This window comes from Candidatus Enterococcus leclercqii, assembly GCF_009933135.1.
GTDB classification, from domain to species: domain Bacteria; phylum Bacillota; class Bacilli; order Lactobacillales; family Enterococcaceae; genus Enterococcus_C; species Enterococcus_C leclercqii.
The window spans coordinates 36,181-51,538 of the sequence record NZ_MAEH01000002.1 but is presented as its reverse complement, the minus strand read 5'-3'; the positions used below and the strand labels follow the sequence as shown (position 1 = coordinate 51,538).

The 15,358-nt window shown below is 44.6% G+C and carries 12 protein-coding genes; 3 read left to right on the top strand and 9 right to left on the bottom strand.

Going from position 1 to position 15,358, the window contains the following annotated elements; all coding sequences use genetic code 11:
* Positions 1–10 precede the first annotated feature (10 nt).
* The 6 genes from BAU14_RS00225 to pepA all read right to left on the bottom strand — a co-directional run bounded on the left by BAU14_RS00225 (position 11) and on the right by pepA (position 7,873).
* A complete protein-coding gene (locus BAU14_RS00225) occupies positions 11–823 on the bottom strand; it encodes a class C sortase (RefSeq protein ID WP_237580377.1) in 813 nt (270 codons plus the stop codon).
* A gap of 65 nt (positions 824–888) precedes the next feature.
* Positions 889–2,511 carry a SpaH/EbpB family LPXTG-anchored major pilin gene (locus BAU14_RS00220; RefSeq protein ID WP_161898080.1) on the bottom strand — a complete coding sequence of 541 codons (1,623 nt, stop codon included), beginning with the start codon at positions 2,509–2,511 and terminating at the stop codon, positions 889–891.
* 121 nt (positions 2,512–2,632) lie between these two features.
* Positions 2,633–4,438 (bottom strand): SpaH/EbpB family LPXTG-anchored major pilin, encoded by a 1,806-nt coding sequence (locus BAU14_RS00215; protein ID WP_161898079.1) that lies wholly within the window; start codon positions 4,436–4,438, stop codon positions 2,633–2,635.
* Between the two features lie 608 nt (positions 4,439–5,046).
* On the bottom strand, positions 5,047–6,234 hold the full coding sequence (locus tag BAU14_RS00210; RefSeq protein WP_161898078.1) for an aminotransferase class I/II-fold pyridoxal phosphate-dependent enzyme: 1,188 nt from the start codon (positions 6,232–6,234) through the stop codon (positions 5,047–5,049).
* Positions 6,231–6,734, bottom strand: coding sequence for an Lrp/AsnC family transcriptional regulator (locus BAU14_RS00205; protein ID WP_237580375.1), 504 nt, complete (start codon positions 6,732–6,734; stop codon positions 6,231–6,233). The genes BAU14_RS00210 and BAU14_RS00205 overlap by 4 nt, the downstream gene beginning before the upstream one ends.
* Before the next feature lie 59 nt (positions 6,735–6,793).
* Positions 6,794–7,873, bottom strand: a complete 1,080-nt coding sequence (pepA, locus tag BAU14_RS00200) for a glutamyl aminopeptidase (RefSeq protein WP_161898077.1) — start codon at positions 7,871–7,873, stop codon at positions 6,794–6,796.
* Between the two features lie 206 nt (positions 7,874–8,079).
* Between pepA and BAU14_RS00195 the strand changes: the two genes are divergently transcribed.
* A complete protein-coding gene (locus BAU14_RS00195) occupies positions 8,080–8,421 on the top strand; it encodes a hypothetical protein (RefSeq protein ID WP_161898076.1) in 342 nt (113 codons plus the stop codon).
* Between the two features lie 226 nt (positions 8,422–8,647).
* Here BAU14_RS00195 and BAU14_RS00190 read toward each other — a convergent pair whose 3' ends face one another.
* Positions 8,648–9,913: a YncE family protein gene (locus tag BAU14_RS00190; protein ID WP_161898075.1), complete on the bottom strand. Its 1,266-nt coding sequence runs from the start codon at positions 9,911–9,913 to the stop codon at positions 8,648–8,650.
* A gap of 149 nt (positions 9,914–10,062) precedes the next feature.
* A complete protein-coding gene (pepV, locus tag BAU14_RS00185; protein ID WP_161898074.1) occupies positions 10,063–11,478 on the bottom strand; it encodes a dipeptidase PepV in 1,416 nt (471 codons plus the stop codon).
* 314 nt (positions 11,479–11,792) lie between these two features.
* On the opposite strand from pepV, the gene BAU14_RS00180 reads away from it, so the two are divergent.
* The gene (locus tag BAU14_RS00180) at positions 11,793–12,653 is read left to right on the top strand and encodes an NAD(P)H-hydrate dehydratase (protein ID WP_161898073.1); all 861 of its coding nucleotides are present in this window, start codon (positions 11,793–11,795) and stop codon (positions 12,651–12,653) included.
* A gap of 36 nt (positions 12,654–12,689) precedes the next feature.
* Complete coding sequence (locus BAU14_RS00175) at positions 12,690–13,211, top strand: GNAT family N-acetyltransferase (protein ID WP_161898072.1); 522 nt, start codon at positions 12,690–12,692, stop codon at positions 13,209–13,211.
* Positions 13,212–13,337: 126 nt separating this feature from the next.
* Here BAU14_RS00175 and BAU14_RS00170 read toward each other — a convergent pair whose 3' ends face one another.
* Positions 13,338–15,254: an acyltransferase family protein gene (locus BAU14_RS00170; protein WP_161898071.1), complete on the bottom strand. Its 1,917-nt coding sequence runs from the start codon at positions 15,252–15,254 to the stop codon at positions 13,338–13,340.
* Between the last annotated feature and the right edge of the window lie 104 nt (positions 15,255–15,358).

Below are 15,358 nucleotides of genomic sequence, written 5' to 3'. Positions count from 1 at the left end.
TGCAGCTTGATTATTTTTGTCGTTGATTCAACCACACTTTGATCAGAATCAGAACCAACATAATGGCAGCCGTGATACCGCCAATCTTGATCAGCAGCAGTTGTTCAGCCGTCAGTGTATTGACCTTCTTCGTATTTGCTTTCTTGTCGGGATCATAAGGTACACGATGTCCCCGTACCAATAAGCGATGACTGTTGACTCCATATGGGGTACAAGTGAGTAACGTTGCCAAATCCTCACCCTGAATTTTTTGCAAATCGGTAGTATTTCCCGGCTCAACAACTTTGATCTGATCAACTTGATACGCCAGGGTTTCTCCTAGCACGGTGAAATAGAACTCATCCCCCACTTTTAATGAGGTCAGGTTCGTAAACATTTTTTCATTCGTAAGTCCGGTATGACCAGTTACCACCGTATGATTACCCTGTCCACCAATCGGCAGTGCTGATCCTTCCAAATGCCCAATTCCTTTTTGTAAGGCGGCTTCTGAGGCTCCGTGATAAATAGGAAGTTTTACTGCTATTTTGGGAACTTCCACGATTCCCATCATTCCATTGACCCGCAGCAACTCACGATATTCTTTCGAGGCTTCAGTTGCAGAGTTATCAGAAAAAGGATCAGGAAAAACTGAACCACCAATCTTGGCATTGTATACTTTGGCATCACCTAACATTTGTTCTCGTTTGGTCTTCTCTAATGCGGCTGACTCTTGGTCGTATTTGTCAGAAATATAGCTACCATTTTTTTGTTGCAGGTAATCACTGATAAATGGATAGGCCAATACGCCCAGACCGGCAATTAGAATCAGTATACTCAGGATCACTCGCCTCAATGGCAGTCACCCCTTTACAATAGTTTTTACCGCAGCGATTTCGTTTGAATGGTTTTTTATGTTGCTTTTCGTTGATTCCTTTTGGTTCTTGTTAAGCCATAGATTGCTATCAAAATCAGCAACAGGCCTGAAATACTGGTGGTGAGGATTGCCCCAGTTTTGGGTAGAGTGTCTCTGGATTGATTGATGATTTCCTTTTTGACAACGTAAGCATTGGCGTTTTCTAACCTGCCATCGCTCTCTTCTGAAAAAGCGAACTCTACCGGCTCGCTCAACTTGAGGTAGCCAGTTGGCGCTTTAGTTTCATATAATTGGTAATTTACCGGCTTTTTGCTGCTGGCCTGCACCTTATGGGTTTGCAGCCCGTCAAAAAAGGCCGTATAGACTGTCTGGGTGCTGTTATCAAAGGTGATTTGCTCTCCACTTGGACGTACAATCCATTGCCAGATTTGATAGCCCGCTGAGTGTTCCTCTTTAGTCAGTTGTTGATTGGGCGTTACTCGTTTAACTTGCACTCCAGCTGGATCTACCACAAGCCCGATAAAATTTGACTGTCCTTCTTGCATCAGTTGAAATTCAGAACCTGCCAGTGACCTGCCCTTTCGGTTTACCTTTTCGATGATCAAATCGCCGACATTCACCAACGGGTACTTGGGATCACTGGGATCTCCTCCATCTAGTAGGTGACGACCAGGATTATCCGGATCTGGATAGAAGGCATTATTGAACTCGATTGTGGCTTCATTCTTGATCAGGTTTTCTCCTACAACAATGAATGCCGGTTTCACTGTCGTCTGAAATAAAAATTCAATCTCGCCACCGGTCTGGGCCATTTTTTTACGTCCAACCGCTGTTGTCTCTATGATCAAGCGATTGTTCTGGCAGGAAACGGTATAATCGTGACCTTCACTCAGCTTTATTCCTGTTTTGGTGAGAATCACCGACAAGGATTGTTGGTCAAATTGTAACCGCAGATCCAATTGATCAACGATTCGATAAGCGGTGTAGGTGTCGATAGCATTAGGAATATCTGCATAGATTCGCCAGGTAACCCCATTCCCATAATCGACAGACGGTTGTGCTACCTTTTTTCCCGGATCCACAGTATGGTTTTTCGGATAAACATGGATATCCGTCAACCAACTACTGCCGCTACCTGGATCAGTCATGGGTACCTCCGCAAGAAAGGCAGCTGTCCCTTCATAAATTGTGACTGTCTTCCAACTATTATCATCAGGAATCTGCGGCTGGCTTGCTCCAAGATTTTCTTCCACATAGTAATAGCGGTCTTCCAAATTAAAAAAGCTCAGCACGCCTTTTTCATTGGTAAGACCGGTTAATGGCACTTTAGAAAGTCGATAAGTTAATTGTTCTGTCCCTTTGGTTAGCGTTAGCTCGGTTCCAATACGTGCTAAAGTCCATCCCTGAGTATCAGGAAACACATCAGCATTCTCGATAGCATAGACATCAAACCGTACGCCTTTAACCGGTGGCATTTCTGGTATCTCGCCAAAAAGCAGTTCGGTTCCATCGTGCGTAGCAATCACGGTACCGAAATACTTGTGAATATGAAGATTTCCGGAGTCTGGTTGCTCTGCCGCTGTGACGGACAGCCCCCCTATAAGTGCCAAGACGACAAGTAGTATACTTGCGACAAACTTCGCCCTCTTTTTGAACATGTCCTCCCTCCTGTTCTCTTTCAGTCTGTATAGTAACCAAATCTATGTATGCGGGGAATGCTCCCCGCAAGTTTTAGATAATATGATATCAAGGTATTACCCGACAATATTCGCTACTAAATTATGCATTTTTACGTTTTTTTGGCAAAGCTACCATGATTCCCAAACCTACCAAGACGATACCGAAAATTGTTAGGATGATCAGACCAGGACCACCAGTACGTGGCAAGGTGAAGCCTCGAGTATTGATAACAGCTGGCGATTGGATATATTTTTTGTAGTCTCCAATTTCCCCACCCTCAGTCTCTTCATCCGTTACTCTTCCAGCCTCTTTAAATGTTACTTGGACTGGTTTTCCTAATAAATTATAAGGCTCTGGAGTAAAGGTTTCCACGAGCCAGTAAGAAATCCATAGCTTTTTATCTTTATCTGTGCCACGTTCAGTTTTATAAACTTTCAAGCCTTGGAACGTACTAGCATAAAAAATATTTTCTTCTTTGTTAGCATCTTTGATTTCATCTGAACTGGCATGCGGCATAATGACCCAATTTTTTGCCTTATCATAGATGTAATCCTCAGCTTCACTATCTTCTGAAGGATAGACCAAATCAGTAATGTTTCCCATTGAATCAACAATCACTTTGATGAATTTACCCAGTTTTGCGTTTTCTTCAGTATCTGCCAATTGGAAAAGCGTTCCTTCCAACTTGTTCCCTTCAGGATTTTGCTTATCAACTTCAATTTCCCCAACTGGGGTTTGCGTTTCTGGAGTCGGAGTCTCTTTTGGAGTATCCCCTTCAACAAGTGGATCTTCATTCCACTCAACATAAGCTTGGTTTTTCACAACAAGGTTATTCTTACTCAAAACATTTTCATTAACTATTGCTTCAAATTCAAACCCTACATGAGTACGAGAATCCCTCACATCTTTAGGACTGATGAGTGTTGCTAAATATGCGATACCTTCCTCTGTAAAATCAACCCGTAAGGTTCCGGTTCCATCCGATTCTGAAATTGTGAATTTGTATAAGGTTGAATCCGTATTTGAAAGGTACTTTTTATCTGTAATATTTCCACTAGAATCTTTGTTTCCCACAAATACCTTTATTTCTATCGGATTATCTTCAGAATCATCAATCGGTTTATAAGTTAAAGCTGTATCCAGAGCATCTCTGAAGGCAAACCATTCATATTCGCCAATATTAACCGGTAATGCTGCAGAGATTTCAAAATTAATCACATCCCCAACATTTACTGAGTTTTCAACTTCTCCATCAGCAGTTTTTTGAGTATCTGCACCTTGGTTCTTTGGATAAACATGAACATCCGCGTTCCAACCATCACCCTCTGGATTTGTCATTGGCACGGCCACGATAAATGGACGAGAGGCAAAATCAATTAACGCTTTTGCAGCCTCAGTTGAATTTTCAAGGTCTTCTTCTACATAGTAGTAACCAGCAGCTAGACCTTCGTAGAATAAAGTCCCATCAGCAGCAGTTAATCTATCAGAAGGCGCAGTAGCAGTAATTTTACTCATTGTATAAGTATATGTTGCATTACCAATTTTTATTTGTAACTTTTCAACATCTTCTTCGTTTATTTTAATTTTGTTATACACTGCACCATCTTTTTCTGACGGTGGAATTTCTGGTGCACCCTCATCGCACTCTAATGAATAGACATTAAAGGCCACCCCTGCTATTGGCTTACCATTAGGCACTTTTTCAGTACCGTCGCCTTCAGAGCCAATCTCTGAAACATCATCGACTAAATACTTATGAATCGTTAAATTTCCTTTTTCTGGTCGAATTGCTGAATACTCATCTGTGTTGTCACCTGTGTTGTCATCCGCAAATACCGCTGCCATTCCACCAAAACTACTGACTATCAATGCAACAATTGCAAATACTTTTAAAATCTTTTTCATCTCTTTTCCCCCTTTTGTTCCTGTTCTTTTCTCTTATTCAACTATCTATATTTTCGACGCCCCCTCACAACTTCCTGTTATTTTAAGTAATACATTACAAAGTCATATCTTTTTCAATGTGTTTCTTATATAAAAATTGTACCACCAAAAATGAGTGGAATCAAATATTCTCTCGTATATAACTAATCAAAAATTAATCATTTATTTAAAATGAATATTAAAATTCAAATAATAATATTATTTGAACATATTCCGATTGTTGTCATCATCTCAAGATAAGCACGCCATATATATTATACGGGTTATTTAATTTTCTGAGTTCGTTATTCAATTTCACAAAAAAAAACGACCTTAACTCAAAATACATAATTTCAAGTTACTAAAAAGATTAAACGAGCTTTTTCAAAAAAATTAACTTTATTTTCTTTTTCGCATTTTTTCATTAATAAGAGGTACAAACAGATATCATCCCAAAACAAAAAACGCTATCATTTCAATCTTTTGAGAATACTTTCATAGTTTGAAATATACCTTTGAGAAAAGTGAGCAGTTCAAAAAAGGCCTTGATGATCATCTGATCATCAAGGTCTTCGACAACATTCGTTCAGTTATTCAGTTTCAGCAGCCAGTCTCGCAACAAATCGTTCCAGTCGCTCCACTGCTTCTTTCAATTCTTCCAATGAATAGGCGTAGGATAAGCGCAGATATCCTTCTCCAGCGGCACCAAAGGCCGAGCCGGGGACGCAGGCCAGGTTTTCTTCTTCCAAAAGTTTCAAAGCGAATTCTTCTGACGTCATACCGAACTGAGAAATGTCAGGGAAGAGGTAAAAGGCCCCTTTGGCTTTGTAACAGGGGATGCCCATTTTTGTCAATGCATGATGAAGGTAGTTGCGCCGCTGCTGATAGGATTCCCGCATTGGTTCAACGATTTCCCGCCAGTTACCTGTCAGACCTTCCAGCGCAGCATATTGGCTGACAGTGGGGGCGGTCATGATAATGTATTGGTGCAGCTTCAGCATCTGCTCGGTCAATACCCGTGGAGCAGCCAGATAACCGATGCGCCACCCGGTCATAGCAAAGGTTTTGGAAAATCCGTTGATCAAAATCGTCCGCTCTGCCATCTCTGGCAATGACGCAATGGAAACGTGTTCTCCTTCATATAAAAGCTCTGTGTAAATCTCATCTGAAACCACCACCAAGTCATGCTTAACTACCACTTTGGCGATAGTGGCGGCTTCTTCAAAGGTCAGTGTCGCACCGGTAGGATTATTAGGGTAAGACAAAAGCAAGACTTTGGTTTTGGGAGTGATTGCCGCTTCTAACAGCTCTGGAGTCAAGACAAAGCCGTTGTCTGCTTTCAAGTCAACTGTGACTGGAACACCACCGGCCATGATGGTACAAGGCTCGTAGCTGACAAAAGCCGGTTGAGGAATAATTACTTCATCACCAGGATTCAACAGAACGCGAAAGGCTAAATCAATGGCTTCGCTGCCACCAACAGTCACGATAATTTCATTTTTAGGGTCGTAGGTGTTTCCCACTCGCTCAGTCAAATAAGCACTGATAGCTTGTCGCAGTTCAATCAATCCAGCATTGGCGGTATAAAAGGTGCGCCCTTCTCGCAAAGAACGGATCCCTTCTGTGGTCATTTTCCAAGGAGTATCAAAATCCGGTTCCCCCACACCAAGGGAAATCGCATCCGGCCGCTCTGAAACGATATCAAAAAATTTACGGATTCCGCTGGGAGCCAGCGACTGGATATTGTCAGCTAAGAATCGCTCTGTACCGCTAGTCATGGGCTCACCTTAATTCGTTCGTCCTGGTCATGGTCGTCCAACACCAGGCCCCAGTCTTTGTATTTCTTCAGAGTAAAGTGGGTGCGGGTACTTTGCACGACATCAATAGGTGCCAGATGATTGGAGATGAAATTGGAGATTTCTTTGATATTTTTGCCTCGCAGCATAACCAGAAAATCATAGGGTCCACTGAGAAAATAGACGGTCTCCACTTGCGGAAACCGCTTGATTTCTTCGGCGACGGATTGATACCCGGCTGTGCCTTGGGCTGTGACGCGGATCTCAACGATGGCTTCCACCCAGTCGTCTTCGAATTTTTCCCAGTTGATGAGGCCACGATAGCCGCAGATGATTTTTTCTTGCTCCAAAAAGCGGATAGTTTCTTGGATGACTGCCTCTGGTTCATCAATCAAGACCGCCAATTCAGTGGGGGTCAAGCGACAGTTTTCTTCGATTAGGCGCAACAGTTCTTTTTGTTTTTTCTGTTCGATGGGGATCACTCCTTTTCTAAAAAGAAACCGGCTGCGACGGGGAGGCCGCAGCCGGAAAAGTTACAAAATCAACCGTTGACGATAGTGGCCACTGTTGATTTATCCAAACCTTTCAGTGTTTGGATCAACATTTCCCGAGCAGCATCAAAGTCAGCAATATTAAACATAGTTTGGTGCGTGTGGATGTAGCGTCCGCAAACACCGATGACAGTACTAGGGATACCTTCATTTGATGTGTGGGCTGCGCCAGCGTCTGTGCCACCTTTGGAAACAAAGTATTGATACGGAATGTTGTTGCTTTCAGCCGTATCCAACAAGTATTCCCGCAAACGAGGAAGCATGATCAGACCTGGATCATAAATCCGCATCAAGGTTCCTTCACCGAGATGTCCAAACGTACCGGTGGTGGTAGTCAAATCATCTGCTGCCGAGCAATCCACAGCAAAGAAAAGGTCTGGTTTGAATTTAGTCGTTGAGGCTTTTGAACCCCGCAGGCCGACTTCTTCTTGAACATTGGCACCGGCAATCAGAGTATGTCCCAGTTTTTCATTTTTCAGTGCTTCCAATGCTTCTAAAACCACTGTACAGCCGTAGCGGTTATCCCAAGCTTTAGAGATGATATTTTTGCCATTGGCAGTTTTAACAGTTTCGACCTGTGGCACAATTGTATCTCCTGGGCGCACGCCATATTCCAAGGCTTCTGCCTGAGATTCAAAGCCGGCATCAAAGAGAATGCTGTCCACGGTGACATTGGTTTGTCCGCCGCCAGTTCCACGCAACAGATGTGGTGGCACTGAAGAAGAAATCACTGGATAATTTTTACCAGAAGCTGTGATTAATGTGAAGCGTTGGGCTGAAACAACATACGGATTCCAACCGCCTAAAGGAACAACTTTGAACAAGCCACGAGGAGTGATTTCAGTCAGCATAAAGCCGACTTCATCCATGTGAGCTGCTACCATGACACGGGGGGCATCTGCATCTTCGTGGTTACGGATGCCAAAGATTCCGCCTAAGCCGTCTTGTTGAACATCATCCACTAAGGGAGTCAGTTCGTTTCGCATAAATTCCCGGATTGGTCCTTCAAATCCGGAAGTCGCCTGCATTTCTGTCAGGGTTTTGATTCGTTGGTACGTTTTTTCTTCCATGGGTAAAGCTCCTTCTTTATGGAAAAAACAGACAAACCTGTCTTTTCCGAATTTACGTGTACCATTATACCCCACTAACAGGATAATGAGTATTTAAGATGTTCGATTTTTCCGAAACTATGGTAAAATTATCAGTAGAATAGTGGCATGGCTGAGTAGAATGAATCAGTCGGCAAAAGAAGGATTCCCTAAAGGAGGAGACACTGATGGAAAACGACAATCAATTAAGTCTGTTCAAAGGCGGACTAGCATTGGGACTGAGTGTCGGTCTCGCCGGTGGTGTCGCATCTGCCTTATGGGTGAAAAAGCGGCAGCGTCTGGGTGCTGATGCGGTATTGAATGTAGTCAAAGACGCATTTTTGAAAGAAGGTCCGATTGAAGGTTCTTGGATTAATTTTGAAAAACAACCTTTGCGAAAATTTGCGGTCCATTCCGAAGGCTACACCGGCGGAATTACCCGATTGGAAGACGGCAAACTGGTGAGTTACGAATTTTTGGCTGATGCCAACACTGGTACCGTTTTGGATATCCAACGCTTGAAAGACTAAAAACAGATGGACTGTGACAGAACTCATTTTAAGAAGTAATTGGCGCAGGTTTCATCATCTAAGTAAGAAAACGCCTGTTAGTCAGCGTTTGAAAATTTTAGCAATGAAAAGAGAAGTCACTTCCACTATTTTTAATGGAGGTGACTTCTCTTTTGCTTGTGGCTCACGTTTGGTATTGTTTGCCTCACAGGACGGTGACTCAACTATTGTCACAGCCTGTTCCTGTTTATTTTGACTGTTTCACGGATTTTAAGAGGGTTTTCAGGTCGAGTTGTAATACATATTCCATCTGCCGTGAGGTTTTATGACGATAAGCCGCGGCACCACTTTCAAACACTGCCAACAATCGGTCACCGTCGACTGCAATCTGTTCCAAATATGGCGGAAAGGTAATCTTCATTTTTGCCGATTTTCCGGTGAACCCGCCGACAGTATCCTGTAAATCAAATAGCAACAGCGATGAATCGTGATGACCAAAGGACTGTGACAGGAGCATGTACTCCTGATAATAGGCGACCCCCTGAACTTTTTTAACCACTCCGCTAGTGTCAATCGTTTCTGCTTCTTGAGGGTCAAAATCCTTTCGAAAATCGCTAGTAGCCCCCGCTTCTTGAAAATGGCTCTCTTGGGTAGTCGTTTCCTGAGTAGTCGCTTCTTGAGTGGCAGTCCCTTGAGTGGCGGACTTGGATTGCGCCGTTTTTTCGTCACTTATCTCATAGGTCCCGCCAGCGGTCTCCTTCAATGAACTGATCTGTCCTTGGTCATCAATGGGGTACATCGCAAGAGTTCCCCGATGTCCGCGATCAAAATAGCCAACCACCAAAAATGGTGGCAAGCCGGTCAAAAAGGAGGTCCGTCGCACATTTTGCAGCTGAGTCGTGGCTGTATACTTTATCGGATCTGGGGTGGGGTCTGAATATAGTTCGTAATCCTGGATAGTTGCCAGCGAAAGAGTTGACGCAGCCGCCCGCCGATCTTCTTCGGTAGCTAAAAATAGCTGTTGATCTGCCTTATCATACCAAACGCCCCCCAGATGCGGCTGCCCTTCAACAGGTATCGTCTTGAGTAACATTTTGGTTTTGCGGTCCAACTGGTAGATCACAGAATTGTGCTGATGGTCATGGCAATAGGCTGAGATGAACAGGTAATCATCATTGACAGTCACTCCCTGCGGCGTCATCTCATGGCAACGAGCCAGTTTCCCGGTTTCAGTGTTCAACGAAACCGCCTGATACAAGCCGGGAATCGCAAACATATCGTAATCGGTAGCTTCTGGTAAAGCAGCTACAGCAACAGCCACTTCAGGATAATCTTCAAGGACTGACAATTGCTGTGAAATATCCTTTTTCGTTGCCACCGTTGTTACCAGCTGTCGGCTTTCGGCAATCTTTTCAAAGGCTTTGGTCCGCAGTTGACGAACACTCAAAATGGCCAGCAATACTATCGCTAAAATACCCACAACAGCCATACCGATGATTTTCCGATTTTTCACAGTCCTTCCTCCTTTTTGAATTTTTCTGCTTTGATTGTAGCATGACTGGCAGCGATTGCCGGTAAATCAAGGTTTGCATCAATCTGAACAAAAAAGACCTGTCTGCCCCGAATAAACGGTGGCAAACGGGTCTTATGATTTGCTGTTTGTTATTTTGCCAAGCGGTAGATAGCATCCGCATAAATTACGGCGGCATTGAACAGATCGTCCAAGCTCATGAATTCATTGGCTTGGTGCATGGTGTCGGTATAACCTGGGAACATTGCCCCATAGGCTACGCCACGTTCCAACAAGCGGCCAAAAGTTCCGCCACCGATTACTTGTTCATAACCTTTTTCGCCGGTGTGGTCTTCGTAAACTGCCAATAAAGTTTCTACCAATGGGTCTTCCATCGGTACGTAGTGAGGAGCAGAATCCCGCTCTTCCCGATCCACTTTGGCACCGTCTGCTCCGACGGTTTCAGTGATTTTTTCCACCAAGCCGTCAGCTGTTACACCAGTCGGATAGCGGAAGTTCAAGGTAATATAATTGTCCTCGAAATCTTCGCCGAATTTCAGCAAGCCAGCGTTCATGGTCAATTGTCCCATGCGCGGATCAGTGTGAGCCACGCCGAGTTTTTCACCGTAATGATCCACATGAACGTAAGTCGCCGCTGTGTGCAAAAAGCTCTTTGCGCCGCCACCAAAAGGATAGCGATCCAGGAACAATGCCAAGAAAGTACCCGCATTGACTCCGCTTTGAGGGCTGGCCCCGTGGGCACTCTTACCAATCAGGTCAACTTTAACCAGGTCCCCTTCTGCTTCAAGTTCACCGGCCAGACCATTTTCATTTAGAAAATCAGTATACGCAGTTGCCAACTCTTCTAAGCTGATGTCACCGGCAGCTTTGAAAACTGCTGTGGCATTTCCCGGCACCATGTTCACTCGCAAGCCGGCGTCAAAGCTTTGCAATTCAAAATCGCCATCATTAGTATTTTCAAAGTGTAAAGTGACAGTCACATTGCCTTTTTCACCATTGATGATGGGAAACTCCGCATCTGGCGAGAAACCGAAATCTGGTTTTTCTTCATGTTGGAAGTAATAATCCATGTCTCCCCAACCAGACTCTTCATCAGAACCGACAACAAAGCGGATCTTTTTAGACAAAGGCAGGCCCAATTCTTTGATGATTTTCAAACCGTAATAAGCAGCGACACTTGGTCCTTTGTCATCAGAGGAACCACGAGCATAAATCTTGTTGTCTTTGATTACCGGTTGATAAGGATCTGTGTCCCAACCGTCGCCGGCAGGTACCACGTCCATATGGCAGAAAATCCCCAGAGTTTCGTCGCCTTCTCCGTATTCAATGTGACCGGCATAGTTGTCGACATTTTTGACAGTAAAGCCGTCCCGTTCACCGTAACCCAGCATGTGAATCAGCGCATTTTTAGGACCAGGGCCAAAAGGTGCATCGGCTGTGGCTTTGTCATCTTCTCGTTCACTTTTAACCTTTAACAATTCTACCAAGTCATTTAGCAGATCGTCTTTGCGTGATGCTACTTCTTTTTTCCAATCGATAGTTGTCATGAAGTTCCCTCCAATAATTCGTTCAGCCTGATCCTCTCTTGCAATTTTTTATGCTACTGAGCCGGTCAAACCAACGATGATCAGTGTTTTTCCGCCTTTTATGATACCATTGTTTTTCATAAAATGACACCGAACCGTATCATTACATAGAGAGAAATAAAAACATACCCCTTTTGACAAGCTTTCTTTCTCTTCGCAAAGATGATGTGTCACTGCTAGGGCTGTGCTGCTCTTTACTTTACTTTGGGGCAGCATTTTCTTACAACCTGGTTTACGTGGTATACTTAAAAAAACTGGATCGAAGGTGGCTGTTCATGTTACAGGAAATCACGGAAGAATTGCTGCGAGAGGTTATTCGTAAGCGTCCCAACGACTCGTATAAAGGTACTTTTGGTCGAGCCGTTTTGGCTGGAGGTGAGCCTCGTTATGCAGGGGCCATTTTGATGGCTGCCGAGGCTTGTATTTGTGCAGGCGCCGGGCTCACCACTGTCATCACCGCCAAAGAAAATCACAGTCCACTGCTGGCTCGGCGTCCCGAAGCGATGGCAGTCGATTGGCAGGATTTTGCCACAACTGAAGCTGCGATAGAAACCGCCGATGTGCTGTTGGTAGGACCGGGTTTAGGTACTTCCGAAAAAGCCCGTAAGCTCTTAGATTTTTTCTTGGAAAAACGGCGCCCAGATCAGTGGTTGGTCATCGACGGCTCGGCTATCACACTTTTGGCAGAAAGCTATACTCTGACGACTCTTTCTTACAAGCTCCACTCGCCAGAAACGGTGGTCTTTACACCTCATCAAATGGAATGGCAGCGTTTGTCCGAGATTTTGATTGCCGATCAGAACGAAGCTTCAAATCGGGCAGCAGCCGCAAAATTAGCAGCAACCGTCGTCATCAAAAGTCACCGTACTCAAATCTATACGGCTGACGGCCTGTCCTTTAAAAATCCCTATGGTTCGCCGGCAATGGCCACCGGCGGCAGTGGAGATACGTTGGCAGGGATGATTACCGGATTTTTGGCGCAATTTCCTCGCAATGGTACCACAGTGGCTGCGGCCGTTGCCCTCCACAGCCTGATTGCCGATGATTTTGCACAAAAGCAATACGTCGTGCTGCCGACAGCAATCAGCGCAGCCTTGCCTCGTTACATGGCCCGCTTTGCTTCTGAAACAAGCTAACGCTGGTCAACTTTACTATTCACAGGAGGAAAAACATTGTCTGATGCACTCATTCGCAAATGCACCGAAGCCGATCTGGAGATTCTCCGAAGTATCGGCATCGAAACTTTTACCGATACCTTCGCCCCGCAAAATACACCAGAAAATATGGCCGCGTATCTAGCTGTCGCCTATGCTCCCCAGAAATTACAAACAGAACTGATCACACCCGGCGTCACCTTCTACCTCTTATTGACAGAAGCAGGGACACCTGCCGGCTACCTCAAGCTAAATGCGGGAAATGCCCAAACCGAAGTCCTGGCTGACGATGCCTTGGAAGTAGAACGCATCTACATTCGCCAAGGCTTTCAAAAGCAGGGGTTGGGCCGATACCTTCTGGAGTTTGCTCTAGATACTGCCCGCCAAAGTGGCAAGAAGCACTTATGGCTTGGAGTTTGGGAACATAATCAAAATGCCCGTGCCTTTTATCGCAAATTGGGATTTCGACAAGTCGGTAGCCATACGTTTCAGCTGGGTGCGGATCTTCAAACCGACCTGCTCTTAATCAAAAATTTGTAATTTTTGGAGTACAAAGAGGGGTACAGCATAGTATGCTTTCTTTTAATAAATCAAAAAAACACCTTTTGCACCAAGAAACAGTTTTTGACTGTCTTTTGGCAGCAGAGGGTGTTTTTTTGTCAGTAATTATTTCGTCAGCGTTTCAAACAATAACTTGGTATACGCGATTCTTCCTTCTGGAGTCAAATGGACACCATCATCATAAAACCAGCTGGCATTGCCATTAGAAGCATAGGTATGCCAATCGATAATCGTCAAATTGTCATATTTCTTCGCCAAATTTGTCAGCGAACTGTTGACGACATTTTGGGTTCGTACAGATGGCGCATGAACATTGACCCAGTAAACTTTACGATCTCCTAACGCAGCCATAAAGTCAGCAAACTGAGAGTCATTGAAATCACCATTGGTTCCCAGGCCAACGATGACCGGATCATTCAAAAGCCCCTGCGTATCCAGTTGTTTTACCAAGTCCACACTGCTGTAGACTTGGCGATTGACGTTGGCATCAACGACAGCTTTAGGAAAGAGATCTTTCATATTTTGCGCTGCTCCCAGCATGACGGAATCTCCAAATGCGGTGAATTTCAGCTTATAAGCAGCTGCTACTTGTTCTTCTGATAACCCGTAAGTGCTCTCCATCTCTTTTCGCTGCGCTTGCAGTTGTGGATCGAGTTCTTCACTGCTGGAATCAGTTGTTTCAGCAGTCCCGGAAGTGCCGCTGTCTGCTGTTTCTTTGGCTTTTTGCGCTTCTTTTTTCGTTGCTTCAGAAACTTCGCGATTCTTCAAAATTTGTTCTTGCATTTGCTTTTGTTCCGCAGTTACATGATTGGAAGGGGCGATGACAAAGCCGGTCAAAGCTACTAACACTAATAACAGTCCTGGAATCAAAAACGGTTTTTGCCGAGAGAGAATTGGTTTTTTAAACCAGCCTTTGACTGTGGACCAAGTTTTCGAGTAATCAAAATTCCGCAGTGGTCGATCAATCAAACGATAGGAGATCTCCGCACAGACTAAAATCAGAATAATCTCGATTAGTGTATGCAGCCAGAGATGATCGGCGATGTTTTTCACTTTTGCTTCATAGAAGATCATGACTGGATATTGGTACAGATAGATTCCATAGCTGCGCTTACCGATATAAGTGAATACCGGATTAGTCAGCCACTTGTTCAAGCTGGCGCCGGGATGAACCACAATCATAATCAAAAAGACTGCAATTAAGCTGATGAGAAACATGCCACCACGATAGACGAAGGTATAATGAGCATCAACTATAAAAAAGGAGACAAGCAACAACGCCAGCGATACAAGCCCCACCGTATTCAACACCCGCTTGGCCTGTTGCGGAATCTTAGGCCGCAGGTGCGTGCTTGGCCACAAGAAAGCCATCGCACTTCCCAACCAGATGGAAAAGATTCGGGTATCGGTGCCATAATAAACCCGTGTCGGATCAGCCCCCGGCACAAAGTCCACTGCCATCAAAACAGCTGAAAGCAACGCGCCGGCAAAGACCACCAGAAAAATCTTCTTGCGATTTTTGACAAAGGTCATCAGGAGAACAAATAGGATTGGCCAGATCAGATAGTTTTGGAATTCCACCGAGAGATACCAGATATGAGTGAAGGGCGATTCGTTGGTGAAGCGTTCAAAATAACTCATTCCCTGGTTGATCTGCCACCAGTTATTGACATACAACAGTGCCGAGGTCACGACACCTTTCAAATTGTTCAAAAGATTCCGCTGGAACAAGGTGATATAGGCAGTCGTCACTACTAAGAAGAACAGCATCGGCGGATACAATCGCTTCAGACGCCTTCCAAAGAACGCCTTCAGTGAAATCTTCCCCTTTTCTTCCCACTCCAATCGTAAATGATCGCTAATCAGATAGCCGGAGATGGCGAAAAATACCGGCACCCCCAAATAGCCACCCCGCATTTTATCAGGTAGCAGATGATAAAAAATAACTCCGAGAACCGCTAGTGTGCGGACCCCGTCCAAACCGGAAATGTAGCGGCTTTTTTTCAATCGTTTCGTTTCCATGGTCGTATTCCAACTTTTCTGTTTTGATTAGTCGTTCAAAAGAACGCCGGCTAAGAGATAGGGCAGTTGTAATGTCCCCCCCTCGTCGATTGCCTGATTTGTCA

Excerpts from the sequence above, each read along its gene's own strand:
- BAU14_RS00220 (WP_161898080.1), bottom strand. The coding sequence starts at position 2,511 with ATGTTCAAAAAGAGGGCGAAGTTTGTCGCAAGTATACTACTTGTCGTC.
- BAU14_RS00215 (WP_161898079.1), bottom strand. The coding sequence starts at position 4,438 with ATGAAAAAGATTTTAAAAGTATTTGCAATTGTTGCATTGATAGTCAGT.
- BAU14_RS00210 (WP_161898078.1), bottom strand. The coding sequence starts at position 6,234 with ATGACTAGCGGTACAGAGCGATTCTTAGCTGACAATATCCAGTCGCTG.
- pepA (WP_161898077.1), bottom strand. The coding sequence starts at position 7,873 with ATGGAAGAAAAAACGTACCAACGAATCAAAACCCTGACAGAAATGCAG.
- BAU14_RS00195 (WP_161898076.1), top strand. The coding sequence starts at position 8,080 with ATGGAAAACGACAATCAATTAAGTCTGTTCAAAGGCGGACTAGCATTG.
- pepV (WP_161898074.1), bottom strand. The coding sequence starts at position 11,478 with ATGACAACTATCGATTGGAAAAAAGAAGTAGCATCACGCAAAGACGAT.
- BAU14_RS00180 (WP_161898073.1), top strand. The coding sequence starts at position 11,793 with ATGTTACAGGAAATCACGGAAGAATTGCTGCGAGAGGTTATTCGTAAG.
- BAU14_RS00170 (WP_161898071.1), bottom strand. The coding sequence starts at position 15,254 with ATGGAAACGAAACGATTGAAAAAAAGCCGCTACATTTCCGGTTTGGAC.